The sequence below is a fragment of the Methylobacterium sp. UNCCL125 genome, assembly GCF_900116795.1.
GTDB lineage: Bacteria > Pseudomonadota > Alphaproteobacteria > Rhizobiales > Beijerinckiaceae > Methylobacterium > Methylobacterium fujisawaense.
This window is the reverse complement of record NZ_FPBW01000009.1, coordinates 162000-183297: the sequence shown is the minus strand read 5'-3', so window position 1 is coordinate 183297 and position 21298 is coordinate 162000. Positions and strand designations below refer to the sequence as shown.

Genomic DNA, 21298 nt, shown 5'->3' with positions numbered 1-21298 from the left:
CGTGAGGGTGCGGACGCTCAGTTGCGGCGGAGCAGGCGCTCGAAATAATCGAGTTCCTCGCGGGGGCGGGTCGGGTCGCCGAGCTTGCGCCGCAGCTCTTCCATGATGCGCCGGGCGCGCTGGACCGCTGATTCATCGGCTGTCGGCACCCGAACACGTCCGTCGCTCATATCGCGGCCGCGCGTCGGACGTCCGAGGGGATCGTCGTCCCGTGCCCCGGCCTGGCCCTGCTGCCCCGGCTGCTGACCGCCGTCCTGCTGGCCTTCGCCCTGGCCCTCGGCCATGTCCTGCATCTGCTGCGCCATGCCGTCGGCGCCGCGCTTCAGGCCGTCGAGGGCGCGCCCCTGCGCGTCGATCGCCCCGCTCGAATCGCCGTCCTTCAGGGCGTTCTCGGCCTCGCGCATGGCTTCCTCGGCATCGGCGAGGCCTTGCTCGCCGCGCATGCCGTTCTCCTTCATGCGCTGCTGGAGATCCTCCAGCCGCTGCCGAAGCGCCTGCTGCCGCTCTCCGACATCGCCCTTCTGGCCCTGCTGCCCTTGGCCCTGCTGCCCCTGGCCCTGCTGTCGTTGGCCCTGTTGTCCTTGGCCCTGTTGTCCTTGGCCTTGCTGACCCGGCTGTCTCTGGCCCTGCTGTCCGCGCTGGCCTTGCTGCGGCTGCCCGCGATTCTGCTGGCGCTGGCCGCCGCGCGGCTCTTCGCCGTCCTTGAAGGTCTCGTCGCGCAGGCCCTGCTGCTCGCGGGACATGGCGTCGAGATCGCGCATCTTCTTCTGCATCTCGCGGGACGCCTGATCCGACCGGTTTCCGCGTTCGGCCGTCTGCAGGTTCTCCAGGATGTTGCGCAGCTGTTCCATCAGGCGCTGTGCCTCGGCGGTGTCGCCGCGCTTCATGGCCTCCGCCATGTCTTGGATCATCTTATCGAGATCCTCGGGCGTGACGGTCTTCGACTGAGCATTGTTCTGCCCGCGATCGCTCTGCTCGCGAGGCTCGCGGCCCTGCTTCTGCGCCATCTCCGACAGGAACTTGTCGAGCGCCTGCTTCAGATCCTGGGTCAGGCGCTTGATTTCGTCGTCGGGCGCGTTGCGCTCCATCGCCTCCTTCAAGCGATCCTGGGCTTGGCGGAGCTGCTTCTCGGCATCCGAAAGGTCACCGTCCTCGATCTTCAGGGCCATCTCCCACAGGAGATCGGCCACCGCGATGAGATCGGCGTCCGTCCGGGCGCGGCGCAGCCGCTCGGTGGCCGTCCGCAGGCCCAGGAAGATGGCAGGCTGCGGCGTGTACGTGTCGGGCGCGACCAGGAGGGCGTCCAGGGCCCCCTGAACCCACCGGCGGTCCGTATCGGGTGCCGTCACGAGGCGGCGACGTTCCTCGGCGAGCGCCCGCGCCAGCGGCTCGCGGAACGGACGCGCCGGCAGGACGATCTCGGCATCCGGCGTCCGGCCTTCCTGACCGGCCTCGTCCTTGACGACGATGTGATAGCGGACCCGCGCTCCGGACCATGGGCTGTCGGTGAGGTCGACCAGGGTCTTGGTGTCGGACTCGCCGTTGGCGTCCCCGGGCAATGCCAGATTGATGTGGGGAACCGGGACCAGAGCACGGGCCGATTTCAGCGGCTCGATCACGGCCTCCGCCGAACTGAGCCCGTAATCGTCCTTCGCGCGGTAGGTCAGGTTGAAGGTACCGCGGCCGTTCACTTCTGGGCCGCCGACGGCCGTCACCTCCGGCGGCCGGTCGGGGATCGCGTCCACGGTGAGGCGTTGCCGGCCTGCGGGGGTCACGATCGTCAGTTCGGCGCCGCCAACGATGCGATAGCGCTCCTCGCGCAGGTCGGGCCGCGCCTCCTGGCCCGGGACGGGGACTAGGCCGGCATTGGGTGTCAGCGTCGTCTCGGACGCGGCCTTACCCTGACCGGCGATCCGCACGATCAGCTGCGCGTTGACGGGCGCGCGCAGGCGCTGATCGCTTCCGTCCATGGCGATCAGGAGGGGCGGAAGCCGCGTGTAGAGCGGCGGGTCGATCCAGCCGTCCACGCGGAAATTGGGGCTTTGCGCCGCAGGCTCCTGCCAGTCGAACGCCGCGCCAAGGCGCTGACGCCACTCGGGCCCGGCGACGAACAGGCTGGCGATGGCGGCGACCACGAGGCCGGCGCGAAGGGCGAACGGATCGTGCCGGACCATGCCGGGCCTCGGCAAACCGACCCGCAGGGCCGAGACCGCCTGCGCGGCCCGCCGTTGATGGAGCTCCCAGAGCGTCCGGCTTCCCGGATCGGCGGCACCCACGGCGAGGCTGTCCTGCGCCGCGGAGGCCGGTCCGTGACGCAGGGCCGGATCGCGGGCCGCCGCCTCGCGATCGAGCCGTGCCAGGGCGACGCGCCGATCGGGCCGGGCGATATGGATCAGCGGTACGAGCGCGGCGACGAGGAGGAGGCCCAGGATGCCCAGACCGATCTGGCGCCAGATCGGCGTGAGATCGAGCCACAGCCCCGACCAGGACAGCATGAGGAAGATCAGTCCGACCCCGATCCCCCGCCAGAGGACAGGCCAGGCTTGCTCCCAAAGGGCTGCCGCCCGGGCGCGAGCCACCAGCCGGTCGAGCCGTGCGGAGACCGTTGTCGGGCCGTCCGCGCTGGTCTTGTTCTCGGTGCCGATCACGCCGACCGTTCCGCCTCACGCCGCAGGAGTGGCCCCAGGAACCACGCGAACCGGGCTCCCATCAGAAGACGGTAGCATGGTGGGCCGCGCGGGTCGGCGGGTCAAATCGGCGCGACGCGTCCCCGGTCTCGCGGTCAGTTGTGCGCCTGGATGAAGTTGCGCACCTGCGGGTAGATCTGCGACTCCCAGCGCCGCCCGGCGAAGACCCCGTAATGGCCGACGCCCGCCTGGAGGTGATGGGTCCGCATGTAGGGGGCGAGGTCCGAGCACAGATCATGGGCCGCCATGGTCTGGCCGACCGCGCAGATGTCGTCGCGCTCGCCCTCGACGGTCATCAGGGCGGTGCGGCGGATTGCCCGCAGGTCGATCGGTTCCCCCCGATAGCTCACCGCATTCCGAGCCAGGGCGTGATCCTGGAACACGGTCTTGACCGTTTCCAGGTAGAATTCGGCCGCGAGATCGAGCACGGCGAAATACTCGTCGTAGAAGGTCTCGATCGCCTCGGCTTTCTCGCGCTCGCCGTTGGCCATGTGCCAGAAGAGATCGGCGTGACCCTGGATATGGCGCTTGGCGTTCATCGCCATGAAGGCCGAGACCTGCATGAAGCCCGGATACACCTTGCGGCCGGCGCCCTTGTGGCGCGTCGGGACCGTCGCGATCAGGTTCTTCTCGAACCAGTCGATGGGCTTTGAGGTCGCGAGTGCGTTCACGCCCGTCGGGTTGATGCGGCAATCCACCGGGCCGGCCATCAGGGTCATGCTGCGCGGGGCGGCGGGATCCTTCGCCTGCGCCATCGCGGCTGCCGCCACGAGGGCCTGAACGGCGGGCTGGCAGACCGCCACCATGTGGGCGCCTTCACCCATCGTCTGCAGGAAGTGGATCAGGTGGCCCACGTAGTCGTCGAAACCGAACTGGCCTTCCGACAGCGGCACGTCGCGGGCATTGTGCCAGTCGGTGATGTAGACGTCGTGGTCGGGCAGCATGGTGCGCACGGTGGCGCGGAGCAGCGTGGCGAAATGGCCCGACATCGGCGCGACCATCAGCACCTTGGGCTGCTCGGTGTGAATGTCCTTCTTGAAGTGCAGCAGCGTCCCGAACGGCGTGACCTCGACCGGCTCCTCTGAGACCGGGACGCTCCGGTTCCCGACGTTGACCGTCTCGATGCCGTAGGGCGGCCGGGCGAAGGTCAGACCGGCGCGCATCATCATCCGGGCGCCGGCGGACATCCAGGTGACCGGCTCGCCCAACCCGATCCAGGGCGACCAGATGTCGTTCAGCAGCCGGCCCCATGCCCGGGTCTGGGCAGCGATGTCGGTCTGCAGGTCGAACGCGTCGTACAGCATCGGGCAGGCACTCGCTGGAGCCCTGCCCGGCACGCGGGCCATCGGGGCGGCAAAGGTGGCGGATGCCGGGGTTTAAATTGCATCAGCTTGGCCGTGCAGGATGGGTCCCGTTCCCGGAGGCGGCAACTGTCCGAGCGGCGGATGCGAACAAGAAAAATCGTGACGTGGCTTTGATGCACCAGACCAAATCGCGGCCGGGCGCGACGGCACGGACACCGCCGACGCGCCGGGCCGCGTCAGGACGCGCGCCGGACGACCGTGCGGGGTTCGCCTTCGGTCCGGCGATGCTCGCAGGCGATCTTGAGATACCGGTCGCTGCCCCCCGGCAACCCGGCCTGGGCTGCCATCGTCTGGGCGTGCATCAGGCACTCCATCGGCGTATGCGCCGGGGCGATGATGACGTCCAGGGCGGTGTCGCGGGAGCAATCCTGAGCCAGAAGCGTACCGGCACAGACCAAGGCAACAGAGAGCAGTTCCGACATGACGGACCTCAGCTTCGAGCGATCGAAAGGTCCGCGGGGTGCTCTGGCGTGCGAGCCGCCGCGTTGTCGTTGCCTGAGTGCTTCCTCCCGGTTGCCGGACCCTTCAAGCACGTCGTGTGCCAGTTGGGCGGACGGCCGAAGACTTGATCTGCGCGCCCTCAGTCGCGGGACGACAGCCAGTGCGTTTCCGGTTCGTCGGCGGGCAGGAGGGCCGCGACGGCGTCGAGATCGACGACGTACCGCTCGGTGAGACGCTGCCACATCTCGACCGGCGACGTGACCTGCGGCCGGAGCCCGTCGAGGGCACGGGCGAGCAGGGCCGTGGTCACCAGCGTCGGGCGCTGCAGGAGCGGATCAGCGTTCAACATCGATGTCGATCCTCTTCGGAGGACAACACTCTCAGCCGCACGTAGTTAACGGTCGGTTACGATCGCGGACGACGTCTTGCTCTAAGCTTGCCAGATCGCCGGGCCGCACCTCTAGTCTGGCTTGCCGCGCCGCGATCACAGTGCCGGCCGCGGCGCCCGGTCGGCCTACTCTTGCCGGCGGGCGGGCGGGGGTATCCCGGATCATGACCCGGGCCGGCCGGGGTCTGGGAGATCTGCAGAAGCCCCTCCGAGTTCACAAGCCCGACCCCATCCCTTATCAGGCGGGTGGATCGAGCCTGTCCCGGCCGACGAAGGGCCGCCGCGCAGGGCGCGCACGGCTCCGGTCGATTGTGCGAACGGAACATCATGGACGCCAAACCTGAAGCGATCGGCGCGACGCAGGGGCCGACGGCGCGACTTGTGCTCGCCTCCGCTTCGCCGCGCCGCCTCGCGCTGCTGCAGCAGATCGGCATCGAACCGGCGGCTCTCCTGCCGGCCGAGATCGACGAGACGCCCCGCAAGGCCGAGCCGCCCCGCGAACTGGCACGCCGCCTCGCCCGGACGAAGCTCGCGACGGCCGAGGCGGCGCTGCACCTCCAGGACACCACCACGCCCACTTGGCTTCTGTCGGCCGATACGGTTGTGGCGGTCGGGCGTCGGGTCCTGCCGAAGGCCGAGATCCCCGACGAGGCCGCGGATTGCCTGCGCCTGCTCTCCGGACGTCAGCATCGCGTCTACACGGCGGTGTGCGTCCTCTCGCCCCGCGGGCGCAGGGAGCGGATCGTGGAGACCCGCGTCCGATTCAAGCGGCTCTCGGGCCGCGATATCCAGGGCTACGTGGCGTCGGGCGAATGGCGCGGGAAAGCCGGCGGCTACGCGATCCAGGGCCTGGCGGGGGCGTTCGTCGTCAAACTGGTCGGCTCCTACAGCGCCGTGGTTGGGCTGCCCCTCTACGAGACCCTGAGCCTCCTCGACGGGGAGGGGTATCCCGTGCGGGCTGGCTGGGGCGCCCTGGCATGAGAAGCGAGCGCCGGCCGCCCTGTCCGATCTGTCGGCAACCGTCCACAGCGGAATTCCAGCCGTTCTGTTCTCAGCGGTGTGCCGACGTCGATCTCGGACGGTGGCTTAACGAGCGCTACGCGATCCCCGAGGACCTCGATTCCGACGAGGTTCCGCCCGAGCCCGATCCGGAGCGATGAATTTTTCCGGCATTTCCGTCGTGTCGACGTCACGGCAAGGCTGGACAGGCCGCGAAGCACTGACTATACCCCGCGGCGTCCGAGGCCGACACCGGCGCGGACGACGCCCAGGTAGCTCAGTTGGTAGAGCATGCGACTGAAAATCGCAGTGTCGGTGGTTCGATTCCGCCCCTGGGCACCATCTTCCCGCTGAGCGCCCGCTCCGGCAACGGTTAGCGAAAACGGCGCCGCGTTATCTTCATATCGATAGATCCAGACTGCGGTCCCGCGTCGGCTCGGCTTTGGCTTTCGACGGCCGGCGATACATCGGGCAGGGCGACAGCGCGCCCTCGTCAGCTCGAAAGCCTGCGCTCTCCCGCCCGGTTCAGCGAGTCTCCGCATCCCGCAGATGCAGATAGGCCGGATCGAACCCGGCCGCGGCCTGCAGCCCCGGCCAGTCGTGGACGGTCAGGCGGCGGTCGCGCAGCGTGATCAGCCCGGCCGATTTGAGATCCCGGATCGTGCGATTGACGTGAACGGACGTTATGCCGAGGGCGTCTGCGAGTTCGGGCTGCGTCATGGGCAGCTCGCAGGTCCGATCCGGCGCAAGCCCGACCGCGCCGAGGCGGGTCACGAGTTCGCAGAACAGGTGGGCCATCCGCGCGTAGGCGTCGCGGCGACCGGTGTTGAGCATCCACTCGCGGACCAGAGCGGCGTCGATGAGTGTGGCGCGCCAGAAGACCTCGGTGAGGCGCGGATGCGCACGCATCAGTCCGCGGACCGCCTCATGCGAAACGAAGCCGAGCCTGCAGGCGCTGACCGTGGCGATGTTGATGTCGAGCACCTCCAGATACAGGCTCTGGAAATCGGGCACATCGCCCGGGACGTGGTAGGTCATCACCTGCCGCTTGCCGGCCAGCGTCGACTTGTAAGTGCAAGCGATCCCGCTGAGCAGCGTGAAGCTTCGGGTCGGGCGGTCGCCCTCCCGAACGATGTCCTGATTGGGCTCGAACTGCGCCACCTGCATCGGCAGCGCGACGAGGGCGGCCCGCTCCGCATCGCTGAGCGTGAACAGGGCGACGGTCTCGATCCGGCGCAGGAAAGGTTGTCGGCTTGCTTGGTGCGGTGTCTCGAACATTGCGCCTCGGCCGTCCGGCGGCACCGGCCGGCATTTCGCAGTCGGCAATTCACCGTCTGCCATCCGCGGCAAGGATAGGGCCGACAGCCGGGCCCGGCCAGAGCGGCAGGGCCACTCGCCCCCAGCCGCGGGGGTCGGGGTGGCGGCTGGGGCTGCGCGCCGGGCCTCGGTGAAACCCGGGACTGGAATTCTCCGCCCCATCCGCGCACAGAGATCAGGCGGCGCGGTCGCCGCACAGCCTGACGGAAAGCCCGATGAAGACGGCAGATCTCGCCCCGCACGCGCACCAGGTCCTGCGCGACGCGACCCTGCCCGAGCTGCCGAACCATTATCGCGGCAAGGTCCGGGACAATTACGACCTGCCCGACGGCCGGCGCATCCTCATCACCTCGGACCGGATCAGCGCCTTCGACCGGGCGCTCGCGGCGATCCCCTTCAAGGGCCAGGTCCTGACCCAGACCGCGCGCTACTGGTTCGAGCGGACGGCCGACATCTGCCCGAACCACGTCATCGCCTATCCTGACCCGAACGTGGTCGTGGGCCGGCGTCTGGAGATCCTGCCGGTGGAGGTGGTGGTTCGGGGCTACCTCGCCGGCACCACCTCCACGTCGGTCCTGACGCGCTACCGCGCCGGGGAGCGGGATATGTACGGTCACCGTTTCCCGGATGGCATGCGGCCGAACGAGCGTCTGCCGGAGGCGATCATCACGCCGACCACCAAGGCGTTCGACGGTGGCCACGATGAACCGCTGACCGAGACCGAGATTCTGGAACGCGGGCTGCTCACGTCCGAGCAGTGGCGCACCGTGTCCGACGCGGCGCTGGCGCTGTTCGCCCGCGGCACGGCGCTGGCGGCCGAGCGCGGTCTCATCCTGGCCGACACGAAATACGAGTTCGGCACCGATCCCGAAGGCCGGATCGTCCTCGCCGACGAGATCCATACGCCCGACAGCAGTCGATACTGGTTCGCGCAGAGCTATCCGGAGCGCTTCGCCGCGGGTTCAGCGCCGGAGAGCTTCGACAAGGATTTCGTGCGCAATTGGGTCGTCGCCCGCTGCGATCCGTACAAGGACCCGATTCCGGAGATTCCCGCGGAGGTCGTCCTGGAGACGGCCGCGGTCTACATCCGCGCCTACGAGACGATCACGGGGGCGCGCTTCATCCTGCCGGATCCGAGCGAGGAGCCCTTGGAGCGCATCCGGCGCAACATCGCCGCCTATCTCGCGGGCTCCCCGCAGTCCTGAGGGGAGGGCGGCGCGCGCGGCGCCGCACTCCGTCGAGAGGATCAGGCCGCGGCCGCGATCGGGGCCGGCGAGGGCGCATCCATGGCGCGCAGGTAGACGTCGAGGAGCGTCTCCTGCTCGTCGCGCTCATCCTTGTCCTGCTTGCGGATCTTCAGGATCTCCTTGAGCACCTTGACGTCGAGACCCTCGCCCTTGGCCTCGGCGAAGACCTCCTTCTTGGCCTCCATCAGGTCCTTGATCTCCTCCTCCAGCCGTTCCACGCGCTCGATGATCGAGCGGATGCGGTCGCCCGCGACGCCCACGGTGTCGGTCATGTCGGTCATGCATTCCCTCGTCGGATGACGGCGGCACCCTCGCCGGGACAGGGTAAGCGACCGGTTAAGGACGGCCCGGCGCGTGGACCCGGTTCTCGATCCAGCCGACGATCGCATCCGCCACCGCATCGCTGTTCGATTCCAGCATCATCATGTGGCCGTTGCCGTGGATGCCGTGCTCGGCGAGCGCCAGCCGGTCCGGTTTCGCGCCCGCCTGGGCCAGGAATGCAGCCGTGCAATCATCCATGGTGGCGCGGAACGAGGCTTCGGCGGTGACGAGCACGGCGGGCACGCGGGCGAGGTTCGGCAGCGTGCGAGCGGGCTCGGCCTGAAGCCAGCAGCGGATCTTGTCGGGTGCAGCGGCGCGGTCGTCCTGAACGACCGTCAAATCGGCCGGGCTGCTGACGGGGGGCTCGAAATGCAGCGGCACCCGGGTGATGCCGTAGGGCCGGGCCCGCGCCTCCCCGACGCGCTCGTACCAATCGGCGCCGCCCTTGAAGCGAATGTCGAAGAAGGTCGGCCCGTTGGGCTCGACGGCGACATGCGCCTTCACGAGGTCGGGGCGCTGATCGGAAACCGCCCAGCCGAAGACGCCGGCCTGCGAATGCGTCAGCAGGATCGCGGGGCCGATCTTCTCCAGAAGGGCGATCAGGGCCGGATCGACCAGTTCCTCGCTCTTCAGCGCGCTGGCGATATAGGGCACCTGGGACAGGTAGAACTGGTCGAAGGCGGCATTGCCGCGCACCCCCGGGCCCCCCGGCCACTGGCTGTGCAGCTTCGCCTGCGGGTAGAGCGGGACGCGTTCCTGCCCGGTGAACACCGTCTCCAGATCCTCGACGGGCAGGCGGGCATAGGGTCCGTAGGTCTCCGGATCGCCGCCCGAGCGGCCACGCCCGACCTGATCCACGACGTAGACCGTGAAACCCTTGGCGGCGAAGCGGTCAGCCCAGCCAGGTCGTCCGTCCGGCGTGCCGAGGAAGTTGGTCCCGGTCTGGGCGGTGCCGTGCACCAGGACGATCGGATAGGGCTGCGTCACCCGCGCCGGTGCGCGATACTCCACGAACATCTGCCCGGAGGCCGTGGTCTTGCCTGCCGCCGTCGCGGAGCGGCCGCCGACGAAGAAATAGCCTGCGGGCTGTTTCGGCTTGAACGGCGTGTCGCCGGAGCCCCCCTCGGTGGCCTCGGATGCCGAAGCGGTTGCGAGGCAAAGCAGGGTCAGTGCCCCGGCTGCGGCCTTCCTAAGCATGGCGTCCTCCCGCGGACGTCTGGCGCGTCCGGCGGGAGGCATATCAGCGTGAAAGTCGGGCCCGGTCCAGCCGGACGGCCCACCGGTCAGGCGTGTGCGAGGCCGGGCTTCTTCCCCAGCGCCTCCTCGACGGTGCCGGCGCCGTCGAGATAGCCGTGGACCTTGGGGTTCGGCATGATCAGCGAGGCCACGAAGGCGATCGCCATCAGGACGGTGACGTACCAGAAGAACGTGCTCTCCATCCCGTTGTCCTTGAACCACAGGGCGACGAACTCGGCGGTGCCGCCGAAGGTGGCGTTGGCCACCGCGTAGGAGAGGCCGACCCCGAGGGCCCGGACGTTGGTGGGGAACAGCTCCGCTTTCACGATGCCGCTGATGCCCGTGTAGAACGACACGACCGCGAGCCCGAGGGTGATCAGCGCGAAGGCCAGATAGGGATCCTTGTTGGTGCCGAGCGCCGTCATCAGCGGCACCACCATGAGTGTGCCGAGGCCGCTGTAGAGCAGCATGTTCGCCTTGCGGCCGATCTTGTCGGACAGCGCGCCGAAGATCGGCTGGATGATCATGTAGACGAACAGCACCACCGTCATCGTCTGCGACGCCGAGGTCTTCGGCATGCCGGCGGTGTTGACGAGATACTTCTGCATATACGTCGTGAAGGTGTAGAAGCTCAGGGAGCCGCCCGCCGTGTAGGCCACGACGACCAGGAACGCCCGCCAGTGCTTCGACAGCTCGGCGAAGGTGCCGGCAGTCTCCTTGTCACTGCTGTCCTTGGTCTCGGCCAGGGAGCGTCGCAGATAGAGTGCGACGACCGCCAGCCCGGCGCCGATGAAGAACGGGATGCGCCAGCCCCAGGCGGTCAGTTCCGGGCCGGTCATCACCGCCTGGAGCAGGACCAGGACCAGCGAGGCCAGAAGCTGGCCACCGATCAGCGTGACGTACTGGAAGGAGGCGAAGAAGCCGCGCCGGCCCTTGATCGCGACTTCGCTCATGTAGGTTGCAGAGGTGCCGTATTCGCCGCCGACGGACAGGCCTTGGAGCATGCGGGCGAGGAGCAGCAGCACCGGGGCCAGGGTACCGACATGCTCGTAGGTCGGCAGGATGCCGATCAGCAGCGAGCCGAAGCACATCAGCAGCACCGAGACGACCATCGAGGTCCGGCGTCCGACACGATCGGCGATGCGCCCGAACAGCCAGCCGCCGACCGGTCGCATGAAGAAGCCGACCGCGAAGATGCCCGCGGTCTGGAGGAGCTGGCTGGTGGAATCGCCCTTCGGAAAGAAGGCCGGCGCGAAGTAGAGGGCGAAGAACGCGTAACAGTAGAAATCGTACCATTCGACGAGATTGCCCGAGGACGATCCGACGATGGCCCAGATGCGGCGCTTGCGGTCTGCGGCGTCATCGTGGGCGCTCGGTGCGATACCGATCGTATCGTCGCGCGAGGCGGACATGGCGTCTCCGTCGATCAATCTCGATGCCGGCCTGGGCCGGTCTCTACTTGGTGCGGCGCGACGTTACAGGTGACGGGCCTGATCGCAAGACCGTGAGCGGACTTAGCCGAGGACAGCCCGCGCGGGTGTCACCGGCCGCATGGCCACGACGCCGCGGGACGGAACGGTTCGCCCCGAGGCCCGTTGCGGGCCGGCATGGGCGTCGGGGATGGTCCGACGGCCGCAGGAGGAGAGGCCATGAAGCGCATTCTGAGAGACACGGTTGCGGCGGCCATCGTCGTGGCCGGAGCGGCAACGGCATTCGCGCAGGGCGGCCCAGGCGGCGGGGGCGGCCCCGGCGGCGGCGGACCCGGCGGTCCCGGTGGAGCTGCCGGCGCAGGCGCCGGTCCGGCCGGTGGCGGCGGCGCTGGCGGCGGGATGCGGGGCGGTGCCGGCGGCGCGGACGGCGGCGCGATGCGCGGGCCAGGCGGTGCCGAGGGCGGTCCGCGCGGCGCCGAGCCGGGTGGACCGGCGGGTCGTGGTGCCGAGGGACCGGGCCGCCCGGATGGCGCCGCCGAGCGCGACGGATCGTCCGGTCGGGCCGGCCCGGCCGCGAAGCCCGATGCCGGTGATCGCGGTGATCGCGGTGACCGGGGTGAGCGCGGTGCCCGTGAACCCGGTGCCGGCGGCGAGCGCGGCAATCGCGACGCAGCCGGCCCCGATCGGGGCGGCCGCGGTCCGGCTGGCGAGCGGGGCGGACGTGCCGGCGCCCGCGAGGGCGGCGCCGTTCGCGGTGCGGTCGGCCGCCTCGATACCCGGCAGCGGACCGAGTTCCGCAGCTCGATCACCCGCCTGGGCGTGTCGCCGCTCCGGGATGTGGCCTTCGGTCTCGCGGTCGGCACCGCGATCCCGCGGTCGGTGACCCTGCACCGGCTGCCGCCGGCGATCATCTCGATCGTGCCGGAATACGAGGGCTACGAGTTCATCCTCGTGCGCGACGACATCGTGATCATCGACCCCGACACCTACGAGATCGTGGACGTGATCCCGGCCTAACGCCTGGCCGCGCGTCGGTCGAAACGGCTCTTCCGGCCGCCGACACACCGGCGCAAGCAAAGCACACGATCATCACCGTCGATCCGGTCCGCGCCCGACAAGGCGCGGACCGGCTTTGCGCGGGAAATGGTGTCGCGCCCGATCGACGTCCTGATCCATGCCATCCACGATCTGATAAAAAGAACACAGACGCCACAGGTCGCGGTTTAGGTTTGAATTAGGCCTCGTCAGGCGCGACTCCAGAAGATCGGGGTGTGCATGTCGATTGAAATCGGTGGCTTTTCTGGAGCGGCACGCCGTGGACGCGTCGGGATATCGGGTCGCGCGACACTCCTGATTCTCGCGATCGTATCGGCGGCCCTCGTCGCCTGTTCGTCCTATCTGTACCTGTCCCAGTCCAGCACCCTGCAGGGCGACGTCGACGCCAGCATGTCGAGCCTGAGCGGATCTGCCGCCCGTAGTGTCGGCAACTGGCTGCGCGGCAAGCTCGATCTGACGCAGATGATGGCTCAGCAGATCACCGCTGGCGGCCGCGAGTCGGACACGGATCGGGTGCTCGACGCGCCCATCATCCGCGACTCGTTTTACGTCAGCTTCTTCGGGCGTCCGGACGGGTTCTACACCAAGATGCCCAAGGCCGAGATTCCGCCGGGTTACGATCCGCGTCAGCGTCCGTGGTACAAGGAGGCCGCCGCGACGGACGGCCCGATCCTGACCGAGCCGTACATCTCCGCCAGTCGCGGCACCTTCATCATCACGGCGGCGGCGCCGGTGAAGGATGCGGCGCACGGTCTCGGCGGCGTGGTCGGAAGCGATTTCGACGTCTCGGTTCTTGCCCGGATGATCACCGAGGTCGCGCCGGGTGACGGCGGTTATGCCTATCTGGTGTCGGGCGCGGGCACGATCCTGATCCACCCGCGGGCCGCGTTCATCGGCAAGCCCCTGTCGGAGCTGATCGACCGTCCGGTTCCCGGCATCGCCGCCGGTCGGGCGGTGGACACGCGCGAGGCGGGACGGTCCGTCCGCACGGTCTTCGCGCGCGTCCCAAACCTGCCGCCGGCGCTCGACTGGTACATCGCGCTTTCGGTCGACCACGCCACCGCGTTCGCACCCATCACGCATCTCGCGCAGAACTTGGCCATCGCAACCGCGATCACGCTGCTTCTGCTGGCCGTCACTGTCAGCCGGATGATGGCCGCGACTGTCGCACATCCCCTAGACCGACTTGTGGAAGTCCTTCAGCGCATGAGCCTCGGCGACCTCGATACCGAGATCGCCGAGGCCAGGCGCCGGGACGAGATCGGGATGGTCGGGCGGGCGGTCGAGGGTATCAAGGCCGTTGTGGCGCAGAAGGCACGTGAGCAGGAAGAGACTCGGCGCTCGGCCGAGGCGGCGGCCGCAGCGGAGCGCAAGCGGGCCATGACGGCGCTCGCCGATGGTTTCGAAGAGGCCGTGGGCACGATCGTCGGTTCGGTGTCGTCCGCGGCGTCCGAGCTTCACGCCACCGCCCAAGCCCTGACAAACACCGCCACGCAGGCCGCGGCACGATCCAGCAGCGTCGCTGCGGCCGCCGACCAAGCCTCGACCAGCGTCCGCACCGTCGCGGTTGCGGCCGAGGAGCTCGGCGCGAGCGTGCGCGAGATCGCCGGGCAGGTCGCAGGCTCGTCACGCCTCGCCCGGACGGCCGTGGACGAGGCCGACGAGACGGGACACCGCGTGCAGGCGCTGTCGGAGGCGGTATCCCGGATCAGCGACGCCGCCGGGTTGATCGCCTCGATCGCCGCGCAGACCAACCTGCTGGCCCTCAACGCCACCATCGAGGCCGCGCGGGCCGGCGAGGCCGGGCTCGGCTTCGCCGTGGTGGCGGCCGAAGTGAAGGATCTGGCTGCGCAGACCGCCCGCGCCACCGAGGAGATCAACGATCATATCGCGCGCGTCCAGGGCTCCACCGGCGAAGCCACCCGGGCACTCGACGGTATCGTCACGCGGATCCGGGACATCAACGCGGTCGCTGCGGCCGTCGCCGCCTCGATCGAGGAGCAGGGGGCGGCCACGCAGGAGATCGTCCGCAACGTGACCCAGGCGTCAGACGGGACCGCGGACGTGACGGTGAATATCGCCGGGGTGGCCGGAGCCGCCGCGCAAACGGGCGAGGCCGCGCGACAGGTCCTGGGCTCCGCATCGGATCTGTCGCAGCACTCCGCGCGCCTCGGTGTCGAGGTCGCACGATTCCTGGATTCGGTTCGGGCGGCCTGAGGCCCGACAGGACCTACCGGCCGCCGTCCAGAAGCTTCGACACCACCCGCGCCGTATAATCCACCATCGGCACGATTCGCGCGTAGTTGAGGCGGGTCGGACCGATGACCCCGACCACGCCGACGATCTTCTGCGATCCGTCGCGGAACGGCGCCGCGATCAGCGATGACCCCGAGAGGGAGAACAGCTTGTTCTCGGAGCCGATGAAGATACGCACGCCCTCGCCGCCCTCGGCACGGGCCAGCAGGTCGATGACGTCCTTCTGGGTCTCCAGGTCGTTGAACAGCAGGCGGATCCGCTCCAGATCCTCGACCGCGCGCAGGTCGTCGAGCAGGTTGGCCTGGCCGCGAACGATCAATTGGCGCGCTTCCGTCGGCCCCACCGGCGTTGCGAGCCCCGCATCGACGAGGCGTTCGGTGATCGCGTCGAGCTCGCGCTTCATGGCCTTGCGGCCGGCCTCGATCTCGGCGCGCAGCGACCCCAGGGTGCGGCCCTGCAGGCGCGCGTTGAGGAAGTTCGTGGCCTCCTGAAGCGCACCCGCCGGAAGTCCGGGCGGCAGATCAACGATGCGGTTCTCGACGGAGCCGTCATCCGAGACGAGGATGACGAGGGCGCGGGCCGGATCGAGTCGTACGAACTCGATGTGCTTCAGATTGACGTTGGCCTTCGTAGTCAGCACCACGCCGGCCCCCCGCGAGACGCCCGACAGCATGGTCGAGGCCTCGGCCAAGGCGGAATCGAACGTGTGGCCCGAGGCTGCGGCCCGCATCTGTGCCTCGATGCGCGCCTGCTCGTCCTGGCTGACGTCGCCGAGTTCCAGCATCGCGTCGACGAAGAACCGCAGCCCGAGTTCGGTCGGGAGGCGTCCGGCCGAGGTATGCGGCGCGAAGATCAGGCCGGAATGCTCCAGATCCGCCATCACGTTCCGGATCGAGGCCGGCGACAGCGCCATCGGGAGGATCCGAGCGAGATTCCGGGAGCCCACCGGCTCGCCGGTCGTGAGATAGCTCTCGACGATCTGCCGGAAGATCTCGCGGGCGCGCTCATTGAGGGCGGCGAGGGCCTGCATGGATTGGCCGTTGGCAAAGTTGGGACTGGGGTGTGTCACGCGGTCATCCTGTGGTCCGATCATGCGCAACCGACCCGCGCGGATCAATCCGTACGGCGATGCTTGCCCGTGATGTCGCGGCGGCCTAAGAGCCCGGCCCTCGACACTCTCGACAGAAGGGGCCCGCGATGCGGCCTTCCAAGCGTGCCGCCGACGAGTTGCGGCCCGTGAGCCTGGAGCGCGCGGTCTCGCGCTACGCAGAGGGCTCGTGCCTCGTCAGCTTCGGAAATACCCGGGTGCTCTGCACCGCGTCGCTCGAAGAGCGTTCGCCCCCGTGGCTGCGCGGCTCGGGCAAGGGCTGGGTCACGGCGGAGTACGCCATGCTCCCGCGTGCGACGCACGAACGCACCCGCCGCGAGGTTGGTTCCGGGAAGCCGTCGGGTCGAACGCAGGAAATCCAGCGGCTGATCGGCCGGTCCCTCCGGGCCGTCACGAACCTGCCGGCCATGGGCGAGCGTCAGGTGACGATCGATTGCGACGTCATCCAGGCCGATGGCGGCACCCGGACGGCCGCCATCACCGGCGCCTGGGTTGCGCTGCACGATTGCTTCGCATGGATGCGGACGCGCTCGATCATCTCGGTCGATCCCCTGCGCGACCATGTCGCTGCCGTCTCGTGCGGCCTGTACAAGGGCATGCCGGTCCTCGATCTCGATTACGCCGAGGATTCCGCCGCCGAGACCGACGCCAATTTCGTGCTCACCGGGCGCGGCGGCATCGTGGAGGTGCAGGGCACCGCCGAGATGGAGCCCTTCACCCAGGAGCAGCTTCTCGAACTTCTCGGCCTCGCCCGCGCCGGCACCGAGCGGCTGGTCGCCCTGCAGAAGGAGGCCATCGCGTGAGCCGCCGCCTGACCGGGAAGGTGGTCATCGCCACGCACAATGCCGGCAAGCTCACCGAGATGCGCGAGCTGCTCGCGCCGTTCGGGGTCGAGGCGGTGTCGGCCGGCGAACTCGGGCTGCCCGAGCCCGAGGAAACCGGCACGATGTTCGCCGAGAATGCCGCCATCAAGGCGAAGGCGGCGGCCGACGCCACCGGACTGCCCGCCTTCGCGGACGATTCCGGCCTGTGCGTCGACGCCCTCGACGGAGCGCCGGGCATCTTCTCGGCCCGCTGGGCCGGCCCGAACAAGGATTTCGCCGCCGCGATGGCGCGGATCTTCGCCGAGCTCGACGACCGTGGCGCGGCCGACCGCCGGGCCCATTTCGTCTCGGCCCTGGTCCTGGCTTGGCCGGACGGCCATACCGAGCTGTTCGAAGGGCGGGTGTTCGGCGACCTCGTGGCGGGGCGGGGCACCGCCGGCTTCGGTTACGACCCGATCTTCCGGCCGGACGGGCACGCGCGCACCTTCGGCGAGATGAGCGCCGAGGAGAAGCACGGCGTCGACTGGCAGAAGGGTCAGGGGCTCTCGCACCGGGCCCGGGCCTTCGTGGCGTTGAGCCGGGCCTGTCTGGCCTCCGGTTCCTGATTGCCAAACGGCGCGGTCGCGCTCACATCCCGGTCATCATGGTATCGACCGGCCCGGACCATCCGACCCGCGACGTGGGTTTCGGAATCTACCTGCACTGGCCCTTCTGCGCGGCGAAGTGCCCGTATTGCGACTTCAACAGCCACGTCCGCCACGCGGGCGTGGACGAGCCGCGCTTCCTCGCGGCATTCCGGGCCGAGATCGCCCACACGGCCGCCCGCACCCCGGGGCGGACCGTCACCAGCATCTTCCTCGGCGGCGGGACACCCTCGCTGATGCAGCCCGCGACCGTGGCGGGCCTGCTCGACGCCGTCGCGGAACACTGGCCGGTGGCTCAAGGCGCCGAGGTCACCCTCGAGGCCAATCCGTCGAGTGTCGAGGCCGGGCGCTTCCGGGGTTACCGCGCCGCCGGGGTCAACCGGGTTTCCCTCGGCATCCAGGCCCTCGACGACGCGTCGCTTCGGACCCTCGGGCGCCTGCACGACGCCGCACAGGCCCTGGAGGCGATCACGCTGGCGCAGTCGGCCTTCGAGCGGACCTCCTTCGACCTGATCTATGCCCGGCCCGGACAGACTCCGGCGCTGTGGCGGGCGGAGCTGAAAGCGGCGCTGGCGCGGGCCGCAGAGCATCTCTCGCTCTACCAGCTCACCATCGAGCCGGGGACGCCGTTCTACGGCCTCGCCGCCGCCGGCAAACTGGTGACGCCGGACGACGAGGTCGGACGCGCCCTCTACGACGTCACCCAGGAACTTTGTGCAGAGGCCGGCCTGCCGGCTTATGAAATCTCGAACCACGCCCGGCCCGGGGCGGAGTCGCGGCACAACCTGCTCTATTGGCGCTACGGCGAGTATGCCGGCATCGGTCCCGGCGCGCACGGGCGGCTCGTGACGGCGGGGGGACGGATCGGGACCGTCACCGAGCGGTCGCCGGAAGCCTGGCTGGCCCGGGTCGAGCGCGAAGGACATGCCGTCGTCGAGACCGAAACGCTCACGGCCGCCGACCAGGCCGACGAGTTCTTGGTGATGGGGCTTCGCCTTCGCGAGGGCATCGATCCGGATCGCTACGCTGCCCTCAAGGGCCGGCCGCTGAACGGCAACCGCATCGGCATGCTGATCGGCGATGGCGTGCTGGAGCGGCTTCCCGGCGGCCGCATCGCCGCGACCGCCAAGGGGGCGCCGGTGCTCAATGCCCTGGTTGCCGAACTTGCGGCCTGATCAGATCCCGGGCTTTGCCAGCACCCGCGGCGCGGGGCTGACGGGTATCGCGGCATTGTTGCGGATCTCATAGACCGCCAGGGACCGCTCGCTCTGCCCATCCGGCCGGAAGCGGAAGGTCCCGTCGATGCCGGCGAAGCCGGAGCCATTCGTGAGGGTGGTCTCCGCGAAGCGCTGCGAGCCGTAGCGTCGGGACAGGGCGGCCGCGAGCATCACCGCATCATAGGCCAGGGATGCGACGCGCGGCGGAACGGCGCCGAACCGGGCTTGGTAGCGGCCGCTGAAATTCGAGAACCCGGTGCGGTCCGGCGAGGCGAAGCGGCCGCCCTGCAAGGCGGGAAGGGCGAAGAGCGACGGCTCGTTCCAGAGGGCGGTGCCGATGGGGCGTATCCGGGCGGGCGAGAACCCCGCCTTGGTCAGCGCCGCGGCCACGCCCGGCAGCGCATCGGCGGTTTCGGGGATGAACAGCGCGTCGGCGGTGGCGCCCGGCCCTGCGATGACCCGGGTCAGCCGTTCCACCGCCGGACCCGGCGCGCCGGCCGGGTAGCGTTCGACGGCGGCGACCCGCGCGCCCTTCCGGGCAACGGCCTCCCGGAACTCCGCCTCCACGGCATTGCCGTAGGCCGTCTCGGGGATCAGAGCCGCGAAGGAGCGTTTTCCGCCGGCGACGGAATCCTCGACCACGCGGTCCACCTCCGGTTGCGGCAGGAAGCTCAGGAGGTAGACGCCCCGGCTGGCCACGGTCACGTCGGTCGAGAAGCCGACCACCGGCTTGCCCGCCGCTCTGGCCGCGGCCGCAGCCGTCTGAACATTGCCGGCGAAGAGCGGACCGAGCACGATCTCGGCCCCCTGGCGCAGCGCCTCCTGCGTCGCGTCCCGGGCGCCGTCCGGGCTGCCTCGGTCATCTTCCACCAGGAGCGTCAGGTCGGGTTGCTCTGCCTCGTCGTAGGCGAGTTGTGCCGCGTTGCGCATGGCGGCACCCACCGTTGCCCCCTGGCCGGTCAGCGGCAGCACGAGGGCGACCTTGACGGCTCCGGAGCCGATGCGCCCGGTGCCACCCGCCGCCGGCATCGGCGGCCCTGCGGGTGCGGGCAGCGGTGCCCCGGGAACGGCCGCTGGCGGCGTCAGCTCGGCCTGTGGCGCCGTCGCGCGCCGAGCGATGTCGGTGCCGAGGCAGCCGCCCAGTGACAGCAGGACGGCGCACAGCGCAGCGGTCGGGGCGGTGACGCGCACGAGACGGTCCCGCATGCTCGTCGGGCGCGCCATCGCGCGGACTCCTCTCGGCAGGCACCGCAGCCTGACGATCGGAATCCGAATTGTAAACGCGGAGCGGCAGAGTTGCCCCCGGTCGGACGCCTTCACCGCGACGGGAGACGGCCGGTGTGGCAAGATCACCGATGATGACACGCCGATTCGATGCCCCGGGGCCCGCCGCCCCGCCCCGAGCTCCGTCCCCGAAGCTCGCCCCCGATCGGCCGCGCAACACCACCTTCACGGCCTTCGGTCTGGCGAGCGAGACCGAGCCCCTGTCGCCGGGCCTGCACATTGTGGCGACTCCCATCGGGAACCTGCGCGACATCACCATCCGGGCCCTGTCCACCCTGGCGGCCGCGGATGCGGTCCTGGCCGAGGACACCCGCGTCACCCGGAACCTGCTGGCGCATTACGGGATCACGACACCGCTGCTCGCCTATCACGAGCATTCAAACGATGCCGTGCGGGAGCGGATGATCGCGCGGCTGCGCGCCGGCGAAGCCCTGGCTCTCGTCTCGGATGCCGGGACGCCGCTGGTCTCGGATCCCGGCTACAAGTTGGTCCAGGCCGCGATCGAGGCGGGGATCGCCATCACGCCGGTTCCGGGCCCGTCGGCGGTGATGACGGCCTTGGTCGCGGCAGGTCTGCCGACCGATCGTTTCTTCTTTGAGGGCTTCCTTCCGCAGAAGGCCGGCGCCCGGCGCAACCGCCTGGAGGCACTGGTTCAGGTTCCCGGCACGCTGGTCCTGTTCGAATCGCCGCATCGCCTGCCCGACATGCTGGCCGATGCCGCTGCGGTGCTCGGCCCGGAGCGCCCGGCCGCCGTGACACGGGAATTGACCAAGCTCTACGAAACCATCCGACGCGATACCTTGGGCAGCCTGAGCGAGCGCTTCGCCCAGGAAGGACCGCCCAAGGGTGAGATCGTGGTGATCATCGGTGCGGCGACGACGCCGGAGCGAACGATTGATGCGGATGCCGCCCTCGACGCGCTGATCCTGTCGGCGCTGGAGCGGCACTCGATCAAGGATGCCGCCAGCCTCGTCGCTGACGAGACCGGACAGCCGCGGCGTCAGGTCTATTCGCGGGCGCTGGCTTTGGCGCGGGGCCAGGGATGAACGGGGCTGTGCCGGACCGGACCGGCCGGCGCCGCGCCGCCTATCGGCGCGGCCACCACGCCGAATGGCTGGCGCTGGCCGCACTGATGCTCAAGGGCTACTGGCCGATCGGCCGGCGCGTGAGCATGGCCGGGGGCGAGATCGACCTCGTCGTCCAGCGCTGGAACACCATCGTGTTCGTGGAGGTGAAGGCGCGTGCCAAGCGTGACGACGCGCGGGAAGCGATCGATGCCGCCAAGCGGCGGCGCTTCTCCCGCGCGGTCAGGGCGTGGATCGGGCGCAACGCGTGGTGTGCCGGTGCGACGTTCCGTGCCGACGCCGTTTTCGTCGGGGCCCGCGGGTGGCCGGCCCATGTCGAGCAGGTCTTCACGATCGAAGGGCTCTGAAGCCGCGGTCAGGAACCGCGGCGTCTCGCCTCACCCGACAGCCGCCG

At 69.6% G+C, this 21298-nt stretch carries 21 protein-coding genes and 1 tRNA gene; 11 read left to right on the top strand and 11 right to left on the bottom strand.

Going from position 1 to position 21298, the window contains the following annotated elements; genetic code table 11:
- Positions 1-17: 17 nt before the first annotated feature.
- The 4 genes from BM396_RS11280 to BM396_RS11265 form a co-directional block, all read right to left on the bottom strand.
- Complete coding sequence (locus tag BM396_RS11280) at positions 18-2648, bottom strand: TIGR02302 family protein (RefSeq protein WP_043380109.1); 2631 nt, start codon at positions 2646-2648, stop codon at positions 18-20.
- Positions 2649-2782: 134 nt separating this feature from the next.
- Positions 2783-3991, bottom strand: coding sequence for a polyhydroxyalkanoate depolymerase (gene phaZ, locus BM396_RS11275; RefSeq protein ID WP_043380107.1), 1209 nt, complete (start codon positions 3989-3991; stop codon positions 2783-2785).
- Positions 3992-4227: 236 nt separating this feature from the next.
- Positions 4228-4473, bottom strand: coding sequence for a hypothetical protein (locus BM396_RS11270; RefSeq protein ID WP_043347682.1), 246 nt, complete (start codon positions 4471-4473; stop codon positions 4228-4230).
- A gap of 158 nt (positions 4474-4631) precedes the next feature.
- Positions 4632-4841 (bottom strand): hypothetical protein, encoded by a 210-nt coding sequence (locus BM396_RS11265; RefSeq protein WP_043347681.1) that lies wholly within the window; start codon positions 4839-4841, stop codon positions 4632-4634.
- 366 nt (positions 4842-5207) lie between these two features.
- On the opposite strand from BM396_RS11265, the gene BM396_RS11260 reads away from it, so the two are divergent.
- The 3 genes from BM396_RS11260 (at position 5208) to BM396_RS11250 (ending at position 6221) form a co-directional block, all read left to right on the top strand.
- Positions 5208-5861, top strand: coding sequence for a Maf-like protein (locus BM396_RS11260; RefSeq protein WP_043380104.1), 654 nt, complete (start codon positions 5208-5210; stop codon positions 5859-5861).
- Complete coding sequence (gene yacG, locus BM396_RS11255; protein ID WP_081948579.1) at positions 5858-6040, top strand: DNA gyrase inhibitor YacG; 183 nt, start codon at positions 5858-5860, stop codon at positions 6038-6040. The genes BM396_RS11260 and yacG overlap by 4 nt, the downstream gene beginning before the upstream one ends.
- Positions 6041-6145: 105 nt before the next feature.
- A tRNA-Phe gene (locus BM396_RS11250) sits at positions 6146-6221 on the top strand.
- Positions 6222-6404: 183 nt separating this feature from the next.
- On the opposite strand, the gene BM396_RS11245 is transcribed toward BM396_RS11250, so the two are convergent.
- Positions 6405-7157 carry a Crp/Fnr family transcriptional regulator gene (locus BM396_RS11245; protein WP_043347678.1) on the bottom strand — a complete coding sequence of 251 codons (753 nt, stop codon included), beginning with the start codon at positions 7155-7157 and terminating at the stop codon, positions 6405-6407.
- Positions 7158-7411: 254 nt separating this feature from the next.
- Between BM396_RS11245 and BM396_RS11240 the strand changes: the two genes are divergently transcribed.
- Entirely contained in the window at positions 7412-8401 is a 990-nt protein-coding gene (locus tag BM396_RS11240; protein ID WP_043380101.1) for a phosphoribosylaminoimidazolesuccinocarboxamide synthase, read from the top strand.
- Between the two features lie 41 nt (positions 8402-8442).
- Here BM396_RS11240 and BM396_RS11235 read toward each other — a convergent pair whose 3' ends face one another.
- From BM396_RS11235 to BM396_RS33790, 4 genes are all read right to left on the bottom strand, one after another.
- Positions 8443-8724 (bottom strand): DUF2312 domain-containing protein, encoded by a 282-nt coding sequence (locus tag BM396_RS11235; protein ID WP_020091862.1) that lies wholly within the window; start codon positions 8722-8724, stop codon positions 8443-8445.
- Positions 8725-8779: 55 nt separating this feature from the next.
- A complete protein-coding gene (locus BM396_RS11230; RefSeq protein ID WP_043380099.1) occupies positions 8780-9961 on the bottom strand; it encodes an alpha/beta hydrolase in 1182 nt (393 codons plus the stop codon).
- 86 nt (positions 9962-10047) lie between these two features.
- A complete protein-coding gene (locus tag BM396_RS11225) occupies positions 10048-11412 on the bottom strand; it encodes an MFS family transporter (RefSeq protein WP_043380096.1) in 1365 nt (454 codons plus the stop codon).
- Between the two features lie 102 nt (positions 11413-11514).
- Positions 11515-12321 (bottom strand): hypothetical protein, encoded by an 807-nt coding sequence (locus BM396_RS33790; protein ID WP_348273017.1) that lies wholly within the window; start codon positions 12319-12321, stop codon positions 11515-11517.
- On the opposite strand from BM396_RS33790, the gene BM396_RS33785 reads away from it, so the two are divergent.
- A complete protein-coding gene (locus BM396_RS33785; RefSeq protein ID WP_335633083.1) occupies positions 12310-12447 on the top strand; it encodes a DUF1236 domain-containing protein in 138 nt (45 codons plus the stop codon). The genes BM396_RS33790 and BM396_RS33785 overlap by 12 nt on opposite strands.
- Before the next feature lie 258 nt (positions 12448-12705).
- Complete coding sequence (locus tag BM396_RS11215) at positions 12706-14703, top strand: methyl-accepting chemotaxis protein (protein ID WP_051975956.1); 1998 nt, start codon at positions 12706-12708, stop codon at positions 14701-14703.
- A gap of 13 nt (positions 14704-14716) precedes the next feature.
- Here BM396_RS11215 and hrcA read toward each other — a convergent pair whose 3' ends face one another.
- Entirely contained in the window at positions 14717-15772 is a 1056-nt protein-coding gene (gene hrcA / locus BM396_RS11210) for a heat-inducible transcriptional repressor HrcA (protein ID WP_085987606.1), read from the bottom strand.
- 167 nt (positions 15773-15939) lie between these two features.
- Between hrcA and rph the strand changes: the two genes are divergently transcribed.
- From rph to hemW, 3 genes are read left to right on the top strand one after another with little or no spacing between them, the layout of a single operon-like run.
- Positions 15940-16653 (top strand): ribonuclease PH, encoded by a 714-nt coding sequence (rph, locus tag BM396_RS11205; protein WP_043380092.1) that lies wholly within the window; start codon positions 15940-15942, stop codon positions 16651-16653.
- Positions 16650-17279 carry an RdgB/HAM1 family non-canonical purine NTP pyrophosphatase gene (rdgB, locus tag BM396_RS11200; RefSeq protein ID WP_043380090.1) on the top strand — a complete coding sequence of 210 codons (630 nt, stop codon included), beginning with the start codon at positions 16650-16652 and terminating at the stop codon, positions 17277-17279. Before rph ends, rdgB begins: the two co-directional genes overlap by 4 nt.
- Positions 17280-17317: 38 nt before the next feature.
- Positions 17318-18493, top strand: a complete 1176-nt coding sequence (gene hemW / locus BM396_RS11195) for a radical SAM family heme chaperone HemW (protein WP_043380088.1) — start codon at positions 17318-17320, stop codon at positions 18491-18493.
- Here hemW and BM396_RS11190 read toward each other — a convergent pair whose 3' ends face one another.
- On the bottom strand, positions 18494-19759 hold the full coding sequence (locus BM396_RS11190; protein ID WP_081948578.1) for a penicillin-binding protein activator: 1266 nt from the start codon (positions 19757-19759) through the stop codon (positions 18494-18496).
- Between the two features lie 134 nt (positions 19760-19893).
- On the opposite strand from BM396_RS11190, the gene rsmI reads away from it, so the two are divergent.
- Both rsmI and BM396_RS11180 read left to right on the top strand, forming a co-directional pair.
- On the top strand, positions 19894-20865 hold the full coding sequence (rsmI, locus tag BM396_RS11185) for a 16S rRNA (cytidine(1402)-2'-O)-methyltransferase (protein ID WP_043380193.1): 972 nt from the start codon (positions 19894-19896) through the stop codon (positions 20863-20865).
- On the top strand, positions 20862-21251 hold the full coding sequence (locus BM396_RS11180) for a YraN family protein (protein WP_043345830.1): 390 nt from the start codon (positions 20862-20864) through the stop codon (positions 21249-21251). Before rsmI ends, BM396_RS11180 begins: the two co-directional genes overlap by 4 nt.
- Positions 21252-21298: the final 47 nt, after the last annotated feature.

Bases quoted from the DNA above. Each gene is read 5' to 3' on its own strand.
- phaZ (WP_043380107.1), bottom strand. From the start codon at position 3,991: ATGCTGTACGACGCGTTCGACCTGCAGACCGACATCGCTGCCCAGACC.
- BM396_RS11270 (WP_043347682.1), bottom strand. From the start codon at position 4,473: ATGTCGGAACTGCTCTCTGTTGCCTTGGTCTGTGCCGGTACGCTTCTG.
- BM396_RS11265 (WP_043347681.1), bottom strand. From the start codon at position 4,841: ATGTTGAACGCTGATCCGCTCCTGCAGCGCCCGACGCTGGTGACCACG.
- BM396_RS11260 (WP_043380104.1), top strand. From the start codon at position 5,208: ATGGACGCCAAACCTGAAGCGATCGGCGCGACGCAGGGGCCGACGGCG.
- yacG (WP_081948579.1), top strand. From the start codon at position 5,858: ATGAGAAGCGAGCGCCGGCCGCCCTGTCCGATCTGTCGGCAACCGTCC.
- BM396_RS11245 (WP_043347678.1), bottom strand. From the start codon at position 7,157: ATGTTCGAGACACCGCACCAAGCAAGCCGACAACCTTTCCTGCGCCGG.
- BM396_RS11240 (WP_043380101.1), top strand. From the start codon at position 7,412: ATGAAGACGGCAGATCTCGCCCCGCACGCGCACCAGGTCCTGCGCGAC.
- BM396_RS11235 (WP_020091862.1), bottom strand. From the start codon at position 8,724: ATGACCGACATGACCGACACCGTGGGCGTCGCGGGCGACCGCATCCGC.
- BM396_RS11230 (WP_043380099.1), bottom strand. From the start codon at position 9,961: ATGCTTAGGAAGGCCGCAGCCGGGGCACTGACCCTGCTTTGCCTCGCA.
- BM396_RS11225 (WP_043380096.1), bottom strand. From the start codon at position 11,412: ATGTCCGCCTCGCGCGACGATACGATCGGTATCGCACCGAGCGCCCAC.
- BM396_RS11215 (WP_051975956.1), top strand. From the start codon at position 12,706: ATGTCGATTGAAATCGGTGGCTTTTCTGGAGCGGCACGCCGTGGACGC.
- hrcA (WP_085987606.1), bottom strand. From the start codon at position 15,772: ATGCAGGCCCTCGCCGCCCTCAATGAGCGCGCCCGCGAGATCTTCCGG.
- rph (WP_043380092.1), top strand. From the start codon at position 15,940: ATGCGGCCTTCCAAGCGTGCCGCCGACGAGTTGCGGCCCGTGAGCCTG.
- hemW (WP_043380088.1), top strand. From the start codon at position 17,318: ATGGTATCGACCGGCCCGGACCATCCGACCCGCGACGTGGGTTTCGGA.
- BM396_RS11190 (WP_081948578.1), bottom strand. From the start codon at position 19,759: ATGGCGCGCCCGACGAGCATGCGGGACCGTCTCGTGCGCGTCACCGCC.
- rsmI (WP_043380193.1), top strand. From the start codon at position 19,894: ATGACACGCCGATTCGATGCCCCGGGGCCCGCCGCCCCGCCCCGAGCT.
- BM396_RS11180 (WP_043345830.1), top strand. From the start codon at position 20,862: ATGAACGGGGCTGTGCCGGACCGGACCGGCCGGCGCCGCGCCGCCTAT.